The organism is Sivoneniella epilithica UHCC 1019 (assembly GCF_040830845.1).
Classification (GTDB): domain Bacteria; phylum Cyanobacteriota; class Cyanobacteriia; order Leptolyngbyales; family Leptolyngbyaceae; genus ULC077BIN1.
In genome coordinates this window covers 1-17,526 of the sequence record NZ_JBFPDP010000075.1, presented here as the reverse complement: position 1 = coordinate 17,526, position 17,526 = coordinate 1, and the positions used below count along the sequence as shown (strand labels likewise).

The following is a 17,526-nucleotide window of genomic DNA, read 5'->3' as shown; positions in this document are numbered from 1 at the left end:
TTGCCATCAGCCAAAGAAGCCTACGATCGCCATTGACTATAATTTGCTGCCTTCGGCTTAACCCGAACTGACGTTAAAATAGTTTGTGTTGGGAAAATACTGTTGCTATGTGAAGGATCTGACTTGCCCAACGTCACCCTGAAATGAGGCAGGGGTCTAGAATGGTCTAAACCCCTGGGCTTACCTCAACGACTCACTAATCAGCAATGCCATTGATAGTAATTGAACGATGCTGTTATAGATTAGGTGGCAAAAGCGCTGTTATAGATTAGGTGGCAAAAGCACCTTGTCGATTACGTGAACCACACCATTGCTGGCTTTGATGTCGGTTTTAATGACATTTGCATTATTGATCATGACCTTACCGCCTTGAACCTTCACCATTATGGGGCTACCTTCCACAGTTTTGACGGAGCCAGGGTTGACATCTTTTGCCATAACTGTGCCCGATACTACATGATAAGTCAGTATTTTCTGTAGTGTAGCCTTGTTTTCAGGCTTAAGAAGGGTCTCTAAAGTCCCTTTAGGCAAAGCATTGAAAGCTTCATTAGTCGGGGCGAATACAGTGAAAGGACCTTTGCCAGATAGAGTTTCTGCTAGCCCTGCTGCCTTAACTGCTGTAACCAAAGTGGAAAAAGATTTATTCCCACTTGCCACATCAACAATTGTGTTGGTTTTGGCAACCGTAGCCGTAGGCATGGCTCCACCTTTTTGCATTCCTGCCAAAGTGGGTGATGTGGTGATCACGCTGGAGAAGACGGTAGCAACTAAAGTAACACCACTGGCAATTACCAAAGTTTTTAAGCTTAAAACGTTCATCAGTTTTTCCTTTGGACTTGTAGTCGTTTGAATGTGCTCAAACACTTTGACCCTTATGCAGACGATGATTGTGTAAAGAAAGTTCCCAATGTTTAAATTTAATTTAAGATATTTTAATTTTTATAAATTAATTTGCAGTTTAGTTACAGCAATTTTCAATAGAGTAGGCAATGTTCAACCTGCAATCTGTGGTCTATTCGTGCGGTTTCCGCTCCATGTTCCAGCGATCGCTTAGATCGCGACTGGGTAAAATCCTGCAACTGCTATTCTTTTAGGGTTCTAACCGTAAGAATCTGCGGTGGGGTGGAGTCGGGGGGATAGAGAAAATCGAATTGGACGAGGCGGCGATCGCCCGGTTTCATCGTCATCACGGCTAGGGGTTCTCCCTGTTGTCCACGTCGCTGCACGAGATGCACATAGCGGGTTTGGGGAAGGCGGCGATCGTCGGTGTAGCGGACTCGCACCGTTCCCCGAAAAAAGACTTGGCGGGGCACAGGCTCGAAAAACCGTAAGTTGCCATCCTTAGGCTGGTCTTCTTTAATGGGCGTTTCCAGCATGATAGCGACGGTTTGAGTTTGATTGCTGAGATTTTGCAACGGCAGCGTCAGGTTATATTCGATCGCATAATTCCCATGCGCTTGATACGCCGTATCCGGATAGCGCGCCACCATTCGTGCAGTTTGATTTTGCCCCGTGCCCAATGTACCCCTCAGCAAAGTACTCAGCCCATAGGAAAATGCTTCTCCGGTTGGGGGAATGGTGAGCGACCACGTTGCCGGATTATTGGGTTGAATGCCGGGAGGATCAACCACCTGAGTCACCCAGCGCGATCCTTTAGCCACTCCTGCCACGCGCCCATAGATAATTTGTCCCGTTATTTGGTCGGGTGGTGTGGGTGTTTTGTCGCGAGGTGCCGCCAGTGTGCCAGAATCTACGACTGTTTGCCACTCTGCGATCGTGGGAGCGCGTTCTGTGCCAGTGGTATCGGTAGGAGCAAACAGCGCCAAACTAGCCGCATAAACCGGGGCATTGCTGGAGAGACGCATTAGGGTCGATCGCCCATTGATCGGCGGCTGTAGCTCTTTCACCGGAATTGGCAAATTCAGCAACATTCGGCTCTCACCGGGCGAAATCACAATCTGAGCCGGAAAATCGGGCGATCGCTTTCCACGCAAAATATCTAACATGGCGCGACTACCCGGTCCCGCAAACACCTTGCCCAAGGGATTATCCACATAGGCAGGCAGATCGATAAAAGGGGCATCGGGCTGGCTCAAATAGCTGGCTGCCTGCAAAATATCCACCGTTACGGGTTGAGTGCCGGGATTATGCAACAACACACCGAGATAGAGTGTTCTCAAATCATCGGTTGTTTTAGCTTTGGCAATGTGATGAGCAAATACATCAAAGCGCCCTTGCAGTGGCAGATTCAAATGGGCGGAAGGGTTGCGTTTTCCAGCGGGCGGAAAGGTCGATAGCAAAATACCTTCGGTTTGCACCAACTCCGGGCTATTGCTGTTAAATACCAAAACAGAATCTAGCTTCCCTGGCAATACACGCACGGCTTGGGGCACTTTGATTTCTTTGGCAACAGTCGGGGAAACAGGCGCGGGAGTTGCCTGGGCAAACACAACAGCAGATAACAACGACAGCATAAACACGGGTGATAGGACAGTTTAAATTAGCTATGAAATTAGCTATGAAATTAGCTAGAAACTACGGGTTGAAGCAGTTTCAAAATGGTTGAAAAATCCCGCACTGTTATCTCTAAGTTTTCTGGGTTTAATGGGGGAACATGCACAAATAAACATTGTGTTTTAAGCTGATGCACCTGAATATATTTGAGGACTGAATAGTACAAATAGTTGCAGACAAAGCGCCCGGTGTTATGGCTGATTTTGGTGGATTGGGTCTGTTCAACTAGAGTCTTTAACGGAAGGCTGGTATAAAGAATGTCGCCCTGATGTTTGCCGTTTGCTTCGACTGTAAGGTGAGATCGCTTTTCTGCCATGCCGCAGCACACAATGAGATCGGGCTGCAATGTCTCAACCACAGACAACACTTTTTCGGGAGCAAGCTGAAAATCAACCGGAATGTTTCGGGATAGGTGCGTGTGTTGGGGCAATAACTTACGCCGCACTAATTCAGCAATCAAATCATCCGACGAGTTAGAAGATTGACGCGGTTTCCAGGTGTCGAAGGTGGTGAGTAGAGTGGACATTGGGCGGTGAGGTGATATTAGCTGTGGATATAGTGTATTGAGCAATATATAGTGTATTGGGCAATGAAGAACCAGAGCGATCGTTTTGAGTTCCAATTTTAACCTTTCTTGACACTAGACTATTGTTATTCAATGTTGCGTAAATGCTGCTGAGTGACGGTGAGGATGCAGGCAAAGTCGCAAGCGATCGCTTTGATGGCGGCAATTAGGCGATCTGGTTTCTTCAATTAGAATTAGGAAATAGAGTTGAAACAAGGTTGAACCGATGGCAATTCGACAACCCTGCTACAGCAAAGAGGCATTTGCTCAACGTGGCAATGAGATTTATGAGATGCAGGTGCGCCAGCAAGTCGAGGAAGGCAATCACGGCAAGATTGTGGCATCGATATCGAAACTGGAGCCTTTGAAGTAGCAGACGAAATTTTGGATGCAACTAATCGTTTACTTGAACGACAGAATAAACACACGTCGCGATATTCAGTAGCTATTAATTCCGCTCTGCTCACCGTTGGCTAGAGAATTAAATCATTTGAGAACCACGCAATGAAGCCCATCATGAACCTTGAAGAGGTCGAGTTCGACGACATTGAGGAAAACGATCTCTACACTTCTAGTAGAGGACAGATTAGTGACCACATCGGGGCGAAGAAGCTAGGTTACAACTTGACAGTCTTGCCGCCTGGGAAAGTTCAGTGTCCATTTCATAACCACCATGGTGGGGAGGAAATGTTCCTGATCCTCGAAGGCGAAGGTGAGTTGAGGTTCGGGGACAAACGCTACCCGATCCGCAAGCATGACGTAATCGCGTGTCCCCCCGGCGGTACAGAGGTCGCTCACCAGATCATCAACACTGGAACGACGACCATGCGTTACCTGGCGCTGTCAACACTTGTTGATGTCGAGGCGTGCGAGTATCCGGACTCTCAGAAAGTTCTCATAGTGACCGGAAATCGTGGGGGGCGAGGTCTTCGGAAGATGTTTCGTGCTGAGAACACTGTTGACTATTACGATCGCGAACAGCCGTAGAGCCTCTGACAAGAAACGGTCAAGAAAGCGTTGGAGCCACCTATGGGACGATCTCTCCAGCCTCAGAGATCGATCCCGCCGCTCAACTTAGCCATTACAGTGCAAATTGTAATTGAGAGCCTTGGTCTGTTTTGATGACTTCGATGCGGGACTGAAAAGCTTCTTTGAAGTGGGGAACGTGGGTGACGGTGAGGATGCAGGCGAAATCGGAGGCGATCGCGTTGATAGCGGCAATCAGGCGATCGCAGCCTTCAGCATCTTGGGTGCCAAAGCCTTCATCGACAATTAGCATTTGGAGGGCAGTGCCTGATCGCTGTGCTAAAAAGCGGGCTAATGCTAGCCGAATCGCAAAGTTAACCCGAAAGGCTTCCCCGCCAGAGTAGGTTTCATAGGGGCGCGTTCCTTGAGTATCGGCAATCACAATGTCTAGGGTTTCGCTCCATTTTGCCTGTTTCAGCTTTGCCTTAGAACTATTGCCCGATCGCTGCGTAATAAATTGAATATGAAGTTGATTGGCGCTAAGTCGTCCTAAGATACGGTTGGTTTCGGCTTCAAGCTGGGGCAGGGCATTTTCGATCATCAATGCCTGAATGCCGTTTTTGCCGAATGCTTGGGCGACTTCTTGATATACGCGCTGTTGATGCGTCAGAGTTTGAAGCTGTTGGGCGATCGCGGTTTGCTGTTGGGTTAAAATTACAAGCTGTTGCTGTTGCTGTTGAAGCCGACCTAATGCCGAAAGCTGCTGATCTAACTCACTACGACGGATTCTGATGCGGTCTTCTGTGGCTTGAATGGCAGGACGGCGATCGCATATTTCTTGGAGTTGCTGTTGCAGCGTTTTAATTTGTGCTTGAGCAATTTTTAAGCTACTTTGACGCTTGTTTAGGCTAGAGTTTAAGTCTGCAAATCGGCGCTGAAATTGTGGGTAGTGCTGCTGATATTTATAAAGTTCTTGGTAGTGCAGTTGATAAGGTTGTGCTTGTCTTAAAGCGATGCGTAGCGCGTTATGCTGCTCTAAGTCATAGCCAATTTCATTAAGCTGTTGATTAAACTGTGCTAAAGCAGTTTCAGAGTCAGTTTTTAGTTGCTTAATCTGGCTTTCTAGTTCGACCTGTTGAGTCTGAAGTTCAGGTTGCCGCTGGGCAAGATTGGTTTGGCGCTGTCGTGCCTGTTTAATTTCTGCCTGTTTAATTTCTGCCCATCGCCAGCGATCGACTTGTCCGCGTGCCAAGGCGTGATCTTTGTCGTCATAGTTGAGTTGTTGCAGACGATGATCGATTTGTGCTAACTCCTCGCTGAGATCTGCGGCGTAGTTACCTATGTTTAGGGTATGTTCTAACTTGGCGGCTTCGGTTTCCAGTTGGCTCAGGTTTGCTTGCCCCGAAATGGTGGATTGCAGTTGTTCTTGCAGTTGCCCGCGTCGTTCTAATACGGTGGTGTAGTCGGTTAAACCTTTGTCTACTTCGCGATATTCTTGCCGCAAAATTTGAATTTCTCGCTCCGAGGCGGCGAGTTGTTCTCGAATTACCCAAATTTCCTGCAAGATTTCCAATCGCGTCGTTTGGTGTTTGCCTAATACTAGGCTCCAGTGATGCTCATCCAATGGGCGATCGCACAGCGGACAGGGCGGATAAATATGACTCGTCTCTTTAGAATTAGTACTATTATCAATAGTCTCTTGCTTCAACCAATCAATCTTTTGATCCACTTCTGCCAGTTGAGTTTCGTATTCGCGCTGCTGTTCGTGTAGCCGCTCCATGAAGTTACGACGCTCCACGCCTTTCTCGCGCACTTGCTGTAAATAGTGGCGCTGGGTTTCTAACTGAGCAATGCGATCGCTGACAGACATCACAGCCTGCTGCAATTCAGGTTGGCGCTTTTGTTGATGGCTTAGTTGATGGGCAGAAGCGCGGAGTTCTTCTAGCCGTGCCGATAGCCGAGTGTGGCTGCGATCAAGCTGTTGCTGAATTTGTTGGCGACGCTGAAACAAAGGGGCTGCCTGAAATTGAAGCTGATCCAACCGGGTTAAATCGGTTCGGGCTTGCTGCAATTCTTTGAGCGCTTTTTCGACTTCTGCGGCTTTGCGGAGACTCTGTTGAATGTCTTGCTCTTGTTGGGCTAGGGCTTCAAGCTGGGTCTGGGTGTGCTGGAGGTGGCGATCGAGTTCGGCAATTTTTTCCTGCTGTTGCTGCTGATAGTGCTGTTGCTGAGTTTGAACCAATTGATGGGTTCTAAACTTAGAGGAAAACTGTTCTTCTTGCAACTGCAAGGTTTGAAATTGGAGATAGCCAGCGGCGATCGCGTCGGCTTGTCGTAATAAGGCTTCTATTTCCTGCTGTTGTTGTTGAGCCACAGCAAGTTCTTGTTGAAAGCGCTGACAGTCTTGCTCTAGCGTTTTTTCTTGCTGCTGTTGCCAGGTTAGCTGTTGCTGCCAAGTGATGCGCTGCTGTTGGCTGACCTGAAGTGCCTGGAGCGTTGTCTCATCTTCAATTTGCTGGCGCTGCATCTCTGCCAAAGATGCTTCCACGATTGCTTGTTCTGTGGCGATCGTGGTTTGCTGCTGCAATTGTTCTGCGATTGTCCCCAAATTGCGTTCCAGCAGGTCAATTTGTCCTTTTAGCTGCCGCGATTGATCTTTCGCCTTTTCTGTCAACTCATCATATTGATTCAGCTTGAGTAAATCTGCCAAAATTTGCTTTCGTTCCGTCGGTCGTTTGACCATAAACTCATCGGCTCGACCTTGCCGCAGATAAGCCGAATTAATGAAGGTGTCATAATCCAGCTTCAAGTGCTCCACAATCAACTGTTGCGTTGCGCGAACGCCCTTAGCCGTCAGCGATCGAAAGCGAAGGGAGGCAGTTGAATGTCGGATGTCGAATGTCGAATGTCGAATTTCAGTTTTATCTTCTAACCTCTGTTCCTCTTGCCTCTCGCCTTTCGCCTCTTCCATCGCCACCTGAAATTCCAGCGTCGTTCCTTGGGCGCGTTGACGGGTGCGAAGAATGCGATAGGTGTGTTGGTTGGTTGTAAAGATGAAATCAACTTGCACTTCTTGAGCGCCCATGTGGATGACATCATCTTCAGACGTGACGCGGCTTTCTCCCCAAATCACCCAGGCGATCGCTTCCAGCAAGGACGATTTTCCGGCTCCATTCGCACCACAAATGCAAGCGGTGTGCAACCCTTGAAAATCTAAGGTAGCTGCTTGATAGCTAAGAAAGTTTTTAAGAACAAGCCGCTGAGGAATCATACGGTGGGCAGTTTGGATGCTACACAGTTTTAGCGTAGCAGTACGACTGAACTTTAGTACGGTCGATCTTGAGTTTTACGGTACTTTCTAACAGATTTTTCGCCAATCCAACTCGATTTTTGGTGTTGCTAAATGCAAGGATGATTTTTGACTGTAGGGGTAGGTCTTGTGCCTACCCTGACGGTGATGGAGGGCAACCACAAGGGATTGCCCCTACAAATTTCATCCCTAGATTCAGCAATGCCCGGTTTTTTGGATGATTAAACTCAATTTTGGCGATCGCAGTAGTTAACTTTTTAGTTGATAAAATGTTAATGCTGTATTTCCGTAAGTTTTTTGACGGCAAATTTCTAAGGCTGCTGGGGTGGGAAAATTTGATCGCTTGGGATGATGCTCTACTGCCAGTTCGCCGTTTGCAGACAACACGTTATGATCTGCGATCGCGTCTAGCACGGGTTGATATAACTCGCTGGCATAGGGCGGATCAAAATAAATCAGATTAAACTGCTGTCCGGCTAAGGTAGGCAATTTTTTGATCACATCGCCGCGAATTAGTTGAAACGATTGCCCCTCTGCCGCAACCTGCTGCCAGTTTTGCTCAATCACAGACCCAGCGCGAGACGATTGCTCAATCCCCACAACGAAAGCAGCCCCACGACACAGCGCTTCTGCACCCATGGCACCGCTTCCTGCACAGAGGTCGAGCCAACGACACTGGGCGATCGCCCCTTGCCACATGTTGAACAACGCTTCCCGCACCATCGATTGAGTCGGGCGAGTATCTTTGCCAGACAAGGTTTTGAGGGCGCGATTGCCGTAAATTCGCAGAGTCATTTAACTACTTATTTAACTGCCGCGATCGGTTTGGTCTCTACTAGCTGACCGCTTTCAACCAGCTTGACAAAATTTGACAAAATTTGCAGTCCCGCTGTGGAAGACTTTTCGGGGTGGAATTGGACTGCCATCAAGTTGTCATGGGCGATCGCGGCGGTGATGGTTTGGCTCCCGTGAGTGATAGTAGCCGCTTGAAAAGTGGAATCAATCGGCGCAACGTAGTAAGAATGAACAAAGTAGACCCAGGGATTCACCGGAAGCTGCTGCCATAGCGCTAGATCCGGTTGGGTGAAGTTTAGCTGGTTCCAGCCCATGTGCGGAATCGTAATAGTGGGTTCATAGGTGAAGCGTTGGACGGTGCCGGGAATGATGCCTAAACCGGGTTCCTGTCCTTCTGTGCTGGAGTCAAACAAAATTTGCAAGCCTAAACAAATGCCTAAAAATGGCTTGCCGCTGGCGATCGCCCGTTTAATCGGCGCTTCCAACTGCCGAGATCGCAAGTGTTGGACTGCCGGATCAAAAGCACCCACACCGGGCAACACGATCGCGTCGGCTTGGTCAATGGCAACAGGCGAATCAGTAATATGGGGGGTTGCTCCTGCTTTTTCTAGCCCTTTGCAAGCAGAGTGCAAGTTGCCCATGTCATAGTCCACTACGGCGATCGTCGGCATTTTTAACGTCCTTTATGACCTTCGTCAGTAAAATTGTAGTGTGAATGACAACCGCTTGCTTGCAGCGAAACAAGTCAGTGTCTGCGATCGCTGAATCAGGAGTTTCCTAAGTAGCAATGCTGCGTCAAAAGGCTCCCCTTCCTGGCTTGCTTATACACTAGAGTGTTTGGTTGGTATCCTTAAGGTTTTTTTAACCAAGGTGGGAATTTGGGATGGATAATTTGCCACCGGAATTTTCGCCCGTTCAAACGCGGTAATTTTGCTAGCAGCAGTACCAATTTCGCTACCCAAGATAGAAATTTGGGATGCAATGATCGCTCCTGCATGACCCACACGCCGCCCTTTAGGAGCAGTCTGTCCAGCGACATAAGCGATTACGGGTTTATCGATCGCCTCTGCAATATAGTGAGCCGCTTCTTCTTCGCTGTCGCCCCCAATTTCGCCCACCAGCACAATAATGTCGGTATGCTCATCCTCATCCATAATTTCGAGCCATTGAGGAAAGGATGATCCCATAATTGCATCGCCCCCAATACAAACTCCCATCGATTGCCCTAACCCAGCAAGAGTCAGTTCACGGGCAATTTCATAGGTTAAAGTGCCGCTGCGGCTAATTAACCCCACAGAACCGGGCGTATAAAACTCGGTGGGATGAATTCCCAACAGCAATTGACCCGGCACGATCACTCCGGGGCTATTGGGACCAACGACCAATGTTTCGGTCATTTCTGCCTTACGCAGCAGTTTGACCATATCTAAAGGAGGAATGCCTTCTGTAATCAGAACAATTTGCCGAATGCCTGCCGCGATCGCCTCTAGAGCCGCATCCAACGCTGCATAAGGATGAGTAAAGATAATGGTTGTATCAATCTCACCCACTGCCGATAATGCCATTTCAACGAGATCAAAAACGGGAATTCCATGAACTTCTGTCCCTCCATAGCCTGGGCTAACCCCCGCCACCAGGCGAGTTCCATAGGTCTTCATATGGGAAGCATGTATGGTTGCTAGAGGGTCTGAAATGCCCTGAATTAGGACTCTATTGTGGGGTGTGAAGTTCATGAGAATTCAAATAATAGCGTTGATGCGTGGTGACAAAGTAAATCTAAGATCAATAGAAGCTACGGAAAAGATTTATCTCTAGCATTGCGGAGGTTTCTAGATCTTGCTGCAATCTTGATTACAGTCGAGCAGTCTTTTGACAAAAAACTGAGTTAAGTAAAAAATTGAGTTAGGTTTAAAAGCGATCGCTAGAGTTTTGATTAACCCAGCTTAGCCACGACCTAATTTAGCGATCGCAACTGCCTGAGTGACGGCTTCATCTAGATTGTCGAGTAACGAAATTTGATGGGTTGCCAACTTCGACTGAGCGAGATCGCACGCACCACCCACCAATCGCACAATCATCGCCGGCGATCGCGTTGCCTGAGCAATCAGCGTACCGGGTCGGATTCCTTTTAAGGAGCTAGTCTTAGGAATAGGTCGCTTGAGCGAAGATGCAATAATCTCTGCAATTTCATCACAGGAAACTAAATTGCTAATCAAATTGATTAAAATCACTTTCACTTGTTTGTTTTGAGCAATCTGTTCTAATCCTTCTTTGAGATAGTGTTTAAGTTGCGTCGGTGAAGAATCGGCACGGGTTTCGCTACCCAAGTTCAAAAAGCTAATGGGTTTGCCACCCGCTTGATAGACTAAATCAGTCGTTGCCATAGTCAATCCAGCACCATTACAAACGATCGCAATTTGCCCATCGGTTTCCATTGGCACAATAGAAAGATCAGAAGATTGGGGACTACTGCCTTCTAGCTTAGTAATCAATGCTTCCAAATGAGGGTGCCTCAACCAAGCATCATCATTCACAGTAACTTTGCCATCCAGCGCCATCACTTCCCCAGAGGTGCTCACACCCAGAGGATTGATCTCAATCAAATCCAGATCGTTTTGCATGAAAAGCTGATACATCTTTTCCACAATAGAACTGACTGCTTCAATTAGCTTGCCTTCCAGTCCCATTTTTAGCACCAGTCTTCGGGCATAGTAAGCAGAAAATTCTTGTTCGACGACGACATGCTGCATCTGGTCGATCGCCATTTCTACGTCAATGCCACCCTTTCGCGACCCTAACAACACCGGGCGACGCACCGATCGATTAAGAGTAATGGCAAGATAAAACTCTTGATCGGCATCATATTTTGCTTCTGCCAAAAGCACTTTGGGATATTCTCCCATGATGGACAGGTTGAAAATTGTTTGAGCAGCAGCGATCGCATCAATCGTATTTTCAACAAATCTGACTCCCCCAACGCGCCCCCGCTCGCCATTGTAAACTTGGGATTTCAGCACCACCGGATAGGGAATGATCAGCCCCTTCAAATCCTTTGGGCGCTCAATTCGCTGAGAGGGCAACACTGGAATGCCCATGGCTCGAAACAATTCTTTTGCTTGATATTCCAGTAGATCCATTCTTTTATAGCCTTCAATGCCCCAATTCCAGGTTATTTATTGGCGTTCCATGACTCAGGCATACGTCAAGCAGAATCGGGGTAAACTTCGTACAACTGTGGAAAAATTATTTATAGAGTTCATTTATCCTACGGTAGGAATAGCAGAATATCAAACGATAACCCGGTAGATCCCACCATAAATTCTGTAATTCACGGTGTGGGCGTTGCTGAATCAAGATATGAAATTCGTAGGAGCAATCCCTTGTGGTCGCCCTCGATCTCCGGCAGGGTAGGCACAAGACCATAGCTGTCAACTAAAAGAAGGAAGCCAGATGTCAAGCGCTAGTGCGTCATTTTTTCGCCCTCGCTGGGTGTGGGCTTTGAGCAAGCCAAAAGACTGCTGAAAGCGGACAAGATAGGGAATCCATTCGGTCGCGGCATCTCGTTGTTTCGCTTGAGCAAAATGATAAAGCGACCGAAACACCATTTCCATTGAGATGCGCTCTAGCAATTGCCTTAAAGCGACTGCGACTTCTGCGCACAAGTCATTGAGGACAGCATAAAAAACCAAGTGGCATAGAGTTGAATTTGCGCCCACTGCGTCCCCCGACCCAGAGATACGCTAACCCCAGCAGTCGTTTGGTCAATAAAAAGGCATCTTCGACCTGCCAACGACAGCGGTAGAGATCACACACTTGCTGGGCTGAAAGCTGGTGGGGGTCGAGAACATTCTTCCCCTGCCTCGCAAGCCGGGGCAGGGGGGAAGACAAAATGTCGAAATTCTTCTTTCCCGCGCTTTTTATGAGCTTTGGTCATTGTTGTCTGGGGACTCCAAATAGAGCTATTTTGACTTTAACCTCTGCTTGACTTCCTTGGATTTCCTTAAGTTGACAGCTATGGTCTTGTGCCTACCCTGCTGGGGATGAAGGGCAACCACGAGGGATTGCCCCTACGAATTTCATATCTCGATTCAGCAATGCCTAACCCTATGGCAACAAAAGAGTTAATCATTTTGCCAATCTTCTGCCAATCTATTTAAGGGCGATGCCAACTTGCAAATTTGGACAAATAGTTTGGGCTGCAATCTCGGCAGACGGCTGATCTTGCCAGTGTGATAGCAAACCTTGTAACTCCGATCGCAGCCCTTGTAACGCTTCGATTTGCTCGGTGACTTGCTCAACTTTTCTCTGAAGATTTTGCTTGACATCCTCACAGGGAAGTTGCCCTTGATCATGCACTATCAGAAGATCTCGAATCTCGCGCAAGCTTAAGCCCAACGACTGCGATCGCTTAATAAACGCCAACCGCTGTAAAACCGAAGTTTCAAATAAACGATAGTTAGATTTTGAACGGCTCACCGTCGGCGTGAGCAAACCCTGCTCTTCATAATAGCGAATTGTTTTAATCGGTAGATCACTAAGAGCGGCAACCTCGCCAATTTGCAACGTTTTTTCAAGGGTGAGCGCTATCATTCTCTAGGTTCCTCGCTCATTACAACTGTATTGATTGTATATTTTGAAGCCCCTAGTCAACTAAAGACTTCAAAATGAGCAATGGGTGCCATCCGTGCTGTGGTGAAAGTGCTGTGGTGAAGAAACTAGATTAAACATGCTCAAATCCATCAGTCTATTAATCATTTCCAATGTGTTTATGACCTTTGCCTGGTATGGAGTCTATTAATCATTTCCAATGTGTTTATGACCTTTGCCTGGTATGGTCATTTGAAAGATTTGAAAACGGCTCCACTGTGGATCGCGATCGCCCTCAGTTGGTCTATTGCCTTTTTTGAGTATTGTTTTCAGGTTCCTGCCAATCGGCTAGGGTTCCAATATTTTAGTTTGCCTCAACTCAAGGTGCTGCAAGAAATCATTACCATGCTTGTCTTTGCAGGTTTTAGTGTGGCTTATATGAAAGTTCCTGTCACTCGCAATTATTTCTTCGCTGCGATGTTGCTAGCAGGAGCAGCTTACCTAATTTTTAGCGAAAAGCGCACTAGTTAGAGCAAAAAGCGCAGGGTTAAAATGGATGTTAAACCAAGTTAGTGCTTCTATTGCAGTGATTCTATTGCAAAAACTTAGAAATGTCCTGGCGGAAGATTGCATTTTCAAAGAAAAACTTCATATTTAACCTATTCAACGGAATCTCTGTAGAATTCACATTTCTGTAAGATTCGCATTATCTAAACTGGTACAGCAGGACGAGAAAAGGTCAAGACAACCACTATCGGTTATTCTTTATTTTTCTAAGGATCTTTATGTCCTAACCTCTTCATCCGTTGCCATACTCCGCTTTTTATTGAGGTTATCGAATGGATTCTACGCAGCAGAACGTTCAGCCGATTTCACCGTCTAACGAAAAAAATGAGGCGACTCCGGCGATCGGAGGGGGTTTGCCAGTGATTGAATACTGGGCAGAACATACGCTTTCGCTGGAAGGTCCTAAACTTTGGAAAACATTGCTGCATAACAGTGCGTGTCTATCCTGTTCTTGGGGAACAGGTGGACAAAAAGGTGGCTTCACCAATGAAGAAGGCGAAAAGCTCCAGCGATGCATGAAAAGTGTGGAATCGATTTCAGCAGAACTCAAGCCCGCTGTTCCCATGCAGGTATTTGAGCAGCGAAGCATCGATCAGCTTCAACAATTGACTTCCATGGAAGCGGATCAGTTGGGACGGTTAGGCTATCCGATGATCTTGCGAGAAAAAACCTCTTACTATGAACGAGTTTCATGGGAAGAAATTTATCAAATTGCTGAGGCAGCCTTTCGCAAACAGCCTGAGCGTGTTGCCTCTTATAGTTCAGGGCGTTCCTCAAACGAGGCGGCGTTCTTGTTGCAGTTGATGATGCGAACTTTAGGCTCTAATAACTTGGCAGATTGTTCTGACCTGTGCCATGCGCCCTCAACGACAGGGTTGAACAAGATGTTTGGCACCCGCACTTCAATAGTGAGCTTAGAGAATCTGAAAAAGGCAGATTGTGTGGTGTTGGCGGGTTCAAACCCGTCCTATAATCAACCACGTTTAATGAATGAGTTGATTAAGCTGCGCGATCGCGGGGGAAAAGTGATCATAATTAACCCAATCATGGAAATTGGCTTAGTCAAATTTGGCTCTCCAGCGTTTCCCGTCAAATCCTTGATTCCGGGTTCTGAGATTGCCTCATTATATCTACAACCGATTCCCGGTAGCGATACTGCGCTCTTTGTCGGCATTCAAAAGTCTTTAATTGAACAAGGACTGGCTCAAGAGAACTACCTGTGCGCTTATACAGAAGGGTGGGAAGCCGTTGTTGAGCAAGCGATATCAACTTCCTGGGAGACAATTACAGCAACCTGTGGTGTCTCTCAACCAGAGATTGAGGCGGCGGCAACCATCATCGGCACATCTAAAGGCGTTGTTTTTGCCTGGGCAATGGGCATCACTCAGCAAAAAAACAGTGTAGACAACGTTTACAGCATTGCAAATACGGCTTTACTGTCGGGGAATGTGGGCAAAGAAGGGGCAGGTGTGATGCCTGTGCGCGGACATTCCAATGTGCAGGGATTTGGATCGATGGGGGTAACAGTGGATCTCAAAAAAGAGATTCAGAAAACCTTAGAAGCGCTGCTGGGACGATCGCTCAGTTCGGTGAAGGGATACAACACGCGATCGCTAATTGAGGCGGCGGATGCAGGCAAAGTAGATACTCTCATTTGTCTGGGCGGCAACTTATATGGAGCCAACCCAGATTCGGCTCAAGCCAAACGAGCATTAGGCAACATCGACACCATCATCTATGTGGCGACAAAGCCGAATTTAGGGCATTTTCACGGCTTAGCCAAGGTCAACACGATCGTGATTCCAGTCCTTAATCGATTTGAGAATCCCTACAAAACAACGGTTGAATCGGGCAATAATTTTGTTCGCTTCAATGATCCAGGTGAAACCCATCTCAAAGATGCGGATCTCATTCCTGAAGTGATGTTTCTCACAGAACTAGCCCATCGGATTCATGGGAATGATCCTGTTGATTGGCGCAGATTGCAAGATACAAAGTATGTGCGGCAACTGATCGCCCAAACCATTCCTGGATTTGAAAAGATGGCGGCGATCGATGAAACAAATGAAGAATTTACCATTGGTGGGCGGATTATTTCAGAGCCACATTTTCCCACACCGTCCGGCAAGGCAACCATGTTCATAACGCCTTTACCAACTTTATCTTTGCCCACTGTGAAAGAGTTTGGCGTGCCTGAATCGACTCAAGGAATTGTGGTTGCTTTGATGACAGGACGCAGCTATTCTCAACACAACACTGTAGTTTACAAAATTGATGACAAGTATCGAGGAATGCCCCATCGCAACTGTATTTTGATGAACCAATCTGATGCAGAACAGGCTGGATTACACGCCCATCAGCGGGTTACGGTTCAAGGGAATGTGGGCAAATTAGAGCAGGTGGAAGTGATTTATGGATCGGTTCGTCCCGGATCGGCGTTGATGTTCTACCCTGAAGTCAATGTCATTTTTCATCCAGAAATCGAAACGCGATCGGGGACTCCAGCCTACAAACGAGTGCCCGTTTTAGTTCATGCATAAATGCAGTGTAGTGAAATGCCGTGTATTGAAGCGGTGCAGTTATTACGCTCTTGGTGGCATGGGCAACCACAGAAGCCCTAGTGCGCGATCGCAGTCCTTGCTCCTAACATGATTTTATAGAGATAGGGACTGTTAACTACCCATCTCGGATGAGTGTTCAGCAAAAATATCACTACTTCGGATAGAGAAAGTTCTACAAGTTCTCTTGTATAAACAATACAAAGAGCATTTCTAAAGCATCTAAAAAGCCTTTGCTAGCTGTCTTTCAACGCTTATTTAGTAGATCTGCCGTAAACATGTTTGTATTGTTTTTTTGGAGTTTAATAGGCTATGTCATATACTGATCGTCCCATAGATAGACCCATGGACTATGTGGCTGAACGCCCTGTTGCGGTTGCTACTGCCGAGTATCACGATCGCGTTCGTTGGGGTCCCATTTTTGCTGGGCTAGTAATTGCCCTTAGCACTCAACTTGTTCTCAGTGCATTAGGGGCAGCGATCGGACTTACAGGTATCGCTGGTTCAGGCGCGCCGCGCTCTAATGCAGGTGAAGTTGGCTCTGCTGTAGGAATTTGGTCAATCATTAGTTTATTTATTTCGTTGTTTATTGGGGGATGGGTCACGACTCGATCCTGTGGTGCAATGAATAAGAGTACAGCATTGCTCAATGGAGCCATTCTATGGGCAACTACCTTGGCAATCAGCGCTTGGCTGCTTTCTAGCGGTGTTTCAGGTGCCTTTGGTGTTGCTGCATCGAATGCTGGTGAGATTATTAACCAAGTTCAACAGGGTGGTGTTGATGTGCCAAATGCGGCTCCTGGCAACGTACCTAATGTAACGGCTCAACAAACCCGCGATATTGCTGGCAATGCGGCGAAAGTCGGCTGGTCCTTTGTGTTGGGTTCTCTGTTAGGGTTAGTTGCTTCTTTGTTAGGCGCTTCTGCGGGTGCCCGTCGCCCTCGTGTTGCAACGACCAGTACGACGATTTAACGGTTGAGATCGCGTCATTCACGTTTTGGATTACTTTTTGGGTTATTGATATCGTTCGTTTCTCTGTATAAGCTAGGAACGAACGATTTTTTTTTCGTGTCATAACTTTGGGCGCTTTTCACTCTGCACGTTATTGCAAACTATCTCTATCGACAGAGGAGGAGTTATGTACGTTTCGCTACAGTATATGAGTAGTCAATTGAGTTGTTGATTCAGTTGATTGTCATCCTTAAAATCACAATTTTGGAGAAAAACAATGTCTTTAGAAGATAAAGCAAAAGCAGCCGCCAAGAAAGTTGAAGGCACTGTTCAAGAAGGGGCAGGAAACCTGACTGGTGATAAAGAAGCCGAAGCAAAAGGAAAGGCAAAGAAGGCTGAAGGTGAAGCTCGTGAAGGGGTTGAGAATGCAAAAGATACTGTGAAAGATGCCCTTCATTAGTTTTAATCATCTTTCTTAGTTTTTTGTTTTAACCAAGCGTTCGCATTTTATCAAGATGTGGACGCTTGATTATTTTGAAAGCAACAGAATTAGTTAAGAGCGGAGTGCAGTTTAGATCTGTTTACTAAGGGATCGTTAAGAAATTACTTCACACTTTCCAGCTTCACACTTTCCAGATATAGCCCTAAGCATTTAGATTAGGGCTATATGTAGAGGAAAGAAAAACATTAGATAATACCAATGCCCGTCCCTT

General features: G+C 46.9%; 16 protein-coding genes and 1 pseudogene. 7 read left to right on the top strand and 10 right to left on the bottom strand.

Features of this window, described 5'->3' with window-relative positions:
* Window positions 1-261: 261 nt before the first annotated feature.
* From AB3R30_RS25200 to AB3R30_RS25190, 3 genes are all read right to left on the bottom strand, one after another.
* Window positions 262-864, bottom strand: a complete 603-nt coding sequence (locus AB3R30_RS25200) for a fasciclin domain-containing protein (protein WP_458651961.1) — start codon at window positions 862-864, stop codon at window positions 262-264.
* A 218-nt stretch (window positions 865-1,082) separates the two neighbouring features.
* A complete protein-coding gene (locus AB3R30_RS25195; protein ID WP_458651960.1) occupies window positions 1,083-2,474 on the bottom strand; it encodes a DUF3370 domain-containing protein in 1,392 nt (463 codons plus the stop codon).
* Window positions 2,475-2,524: 50 nt separating this feature from the next.
* Complete coding sequence (locus tag AB3R30_RS25190; RefSeq protein WP_458651959.1) at window positions 2,525-3,040, bottom strand: pyroglutamyl-peptidase I family protein; 516 nt, start codon at window positions 3,038-3,040, stop codon at window positions 2,525-2,527.
* Between the two features lie 265 nt (window positions 3,041-3,305).
* Here AB3R30_RS25190 and AB3R30_RS25185 point away from each other — a divergent pair, with 265 nt between their 5' ends.
* Together AB3R30_RS25185 and AB3R30_RS25180 are read left to right on the top strand one after the other, a co-directional pair.
* Window positions 3,306-3,452 (top strand): hypothetical protein, encoded by a 147-nt coding sequence (locus tag AB3R30_RS25185; RefSeq protein ID WP_458651958.1) that lies wholly within the window; start codon window positions 3,306-3,308, stop codon window positions 3,450-3,452.
* 131 nt (window positions 3,453-3,583) lie between these two features.
* Window positions 3,584-4,066, top strand: coding sequence for a cupin domain-containing protein (locus tag AB3R30_RS25180; protein WP_458651957.1), 483 nt, complete (start codon window positions 3,584-3,586; stop codon window positions 4,064-4,066).
* Window positions 4,067-4,160: 94 nt separating this feature from the next.
* On the opposite strand, the gene AB3R30_RS25175 is transcribed toward AB3R30_RS25180, so the two are convergent.
* The 7 genes and pseudogenes from AB3R30_RS25175 to AB3R30_RS25145 all read right to left on the bottom strand — a co-directional run bounded on the left by AB3R30_RS25175 (window position 4,161) and on the right by AB3R30_RS25145 (window position 12,740).
* Complete coding sequence (locus AB3R30_RS25175) at window positions 4,161-7,316, bottom strand: AAA family ATPase (protein WP_458651956.1); 3,156 nt, start codon at window positions 7,314-7,316, stop codon at window positions 4,161-4,163.
* 288 nt (window positions 7,317-7,604) lie between these two features.
* Window positions 7,605-8,150 (bottom strand): 16S rRNA (guanine(966)-N(2))-methyltransferase RsmD, encoded by a 546-nt coding sequence (gene rsmD / locus AB3R30_RS25170; RefSeq protein ID WP_458651955.1) that lies wholly within the window; start codon window positions 8,148-8,150, stop codon window positions 7,605-7,607.
* A gap of 8 nt (window positions 8,151-8,158) precedes the next feature.
* Window positions 8,159-8,821, bottom strand: coding sequence for an imidazole glycerol phosphate synthase subunit HisH (hisH, locus tag AB3R30_RS25165; protein WP_458651954.1), 663 nt, complete (start codon window positions 8,819-8,821; stop codon window positions 8,159-8,161).
* A 150-nt stretch (window positions 8,822-8,971) separates the two neighbouring features.
* Window positions 8,972-9,883 (bottom strand): succinate--CoA ligase subunit alpha, encoded by a 912-nt coding sequence (locus AB3R30_RS25160; protein ID WP_458651953.1) that lies wholly within the window; start codon window positions 9,881-9,883, stop codon window positions 8,972-8,974.
* A gap of 210 nt (window positions 9,884-10,093) precedes the next feature.
* Window positions 10,094-11,287 (bottom strand): ATP-grasp domain-containing protein, encoded by a 1,194-nt coding sequence (locus AB3R30_RS25155; RefSeq protein WP_458651952.1) that lies wholly within the window; start codon window positions 11,285-11,287, stop codon window positions 10,094-10,096.
* Window positions 11,288-11,578: 291 nt separating this feature from the next.
* A pseudogene (locus tag AB3R30_RS25150) lies at window positions 11,579-11,999 on the bottom strand (IS4 family transposase); the annotation flags it as partial.
* A 300-nt stretch (window positions 12,000-12,299) separates the two neighbouring features.
* Window positions 12,300-12,740: a heavy metal-responsive transcriptional regulator gene (locus tag AB3R30_RS25145; RefSeq protein WP_458651951.1), complete on the bottom strand. Its 441-nt coding sequence runs from the start codon at window positions 12,738-12,740 to the stop codon at window positions 12,300-12,302.
* 136 nt (window positions 12,741-12,876) lie between these two features.
* Here AB3R30_RS25145 and AB3R30_RS25140 point away from each other — a divergent pair, with 136 nt between their 5' ends.
* The 5 genes from AB3R30_RS25140 (at window position 12,877) to AB3R30_RS25120 (ending at window position 17,273) form a co-directional block, all read left to right on the top strand.
* Entirely contained in the window at window positions 12,877-12,948 is a 72-nt protein-coding gene (locus tag AB3R30_RS25140) for a DMT family protein (RefSeq protein WP_458651962.1), read from the top strand.
* A 17-nt stretch (window positions 12,949-12,965) separates the two neighbouring features.
* Entirely contained in the window at window positions 12,966-13,268 is a 303-nt protein-coding gene (locus AB3R30_RS25135) for a DMT family protein (RefSeq protein ID WP_458651950.1), read from the top strand.
* 308 nt (window positions 13,269-13,576) lie between these two features.
* Complete coding sequence (locus tag AB3R30_RS25130) at window positions 13,577-15,844, top strand: FdhF/YdeP family oxidoreductase (protein WP_458651949.1); 2,268 nt, start codon at window positions 13,577-13,579, stop codon at window positions 15,842-15,844.
* A 330-nt stretch (window positions 15,845-16,174) separates the two neighbouring features.
* Window positions 16,175-16,834 carry a hypothetical protein gene (locus AB3R30_RS25125; protein ID WP_458651948.1) on the top strand — a complete coding sequence of 220 codons (660 nt, stop codon included), beginning with the start codon at window positions 16,175-16,177 and terminating at the stop codon, window positions 16,832-16,834.
* A gap of 256 nt (window positions 16,835-17,090) precedes the next feature.
* The gene (locus tag AB3R30_RS25120; RefSeq protein ID WP_458651947.1) at window positions 17,091-17,273 is read left to right on the top strand and encodes a CsbD family protein; all 183 of its coding nucleotides are present in this window, start codon (window positions 17,091-17,093) and stop codon (window positions 17,271-17,273) included.
* Window positions 17,274-17,526 lie beyond the last annotated feature (253 nt).

What these genes read in the sequence shown, in the direction of transcription:
- AB3R30_RS25145 (WP_458651951.1), bottom strand. Translation starts at nt 12,740, where the DNA reads ATGATAGCGCTCACCCTTGAAAAAACGTTGCAAATTGGCGAGGTTGCC.
- AB3R30_RS25125 (WP_458651948.1), top strand. Translation starts at nt 16,175, where the DNA reads ATGTCATATACTGATCGTCCCATAGATAGACCCATGGACTATGTGGCT.
- AB3R30_RS25120 (WP_458651947.1), top strand. Translation starts at nt 17,091, where the DNA reads ATGTCTTTAGAAGATAAAGCAAAAGCAGCCGCCAAGAAAGTTGAAGGC.
- AB3R30_RS25185 (WP_458651958.1), top strand. Translation starts at nt 3,306, where the DNA reads ATGGCAATTCGACAACCCTGCTACAGCAAAGAGGCATTTGCTCAACGT.
- AB3R30_RS25190 (WP_458651959.1), bottom strand. Translation starts at nt 3,040, where the DNA reads ATGTCCACTCTACTCACCACCTTCGACACCTGGAAACCGCGTCAATCT.
- AB3R30_RS25180 (WP_458651957.1), top strand. Translation starts at nt 3,584, where the DNA reads ATGAAGCCCATCATGAACCTTGAAGAGGTCGAGTTCGACGACATTGAG.
- rsmD (WP_458651955.1), bottom strand. Translation starts at nt 8,150, where the DNA reads ATGACTCTGCGAATTTACGGCAATCGCGCCCTCAAAACCTTGTCTGGC.
- hisH (WP_458651954.1), bottom strand. Translation starts at nt 8,821, where the DNA reads ATGCCGACGATCGCCGTAGTGGACTATGACATGGGCAACTTGCACTCT.
- AB3R30_RS25175 (WP_458651956.1), bottom strand. Translation starts at nt 7,316, where the DNA reads ATGATTCCTCAGCGGCTTGTTCTTAAAAACTTTCTTAGCTATCAAGCA.
- AB3R30_RS25160 (WP_458651953.1), bottom strand. Translation starts at nt 9,883, where the DNA reads ATGAACTTCACACCCCACAATAGAGTCCTAATTCAGGGCATTTCAGAC.
- AB3R30_RS25135 (WP_458651950.1), top strand. Translation starts at nt 12,966, where the DNA reads ATGACCTTTGCCTGGTATGGTCATTTGAAAGATTTGAAAACGGCTCCA.
- AB3R30_RS25130 (WP_458651949.1), top strand. Translation starts at nt 13,577, where the DNA reads ATGGATTCTACGCAGCAGAACGTTCAGCCGATTTCACCGTCTAACGAA.
- AB3R30_RS25155 (WP_458651952.1), bottom strand. Translation starts at nt 11,287, where the DNA reads ATGGATCTACTGGAATATCAAGCAAAAGAATTGTTTCGAGCCATGGGC.
- AB3R30_RS25195 (WP_458651960.1), bottom strand. Translation starts at nt 2,474, where the DNA reads ATGCTGTCGTTGTTATCTGCTGTTGTGTTTGCCCAGGCAACTCCCGCG.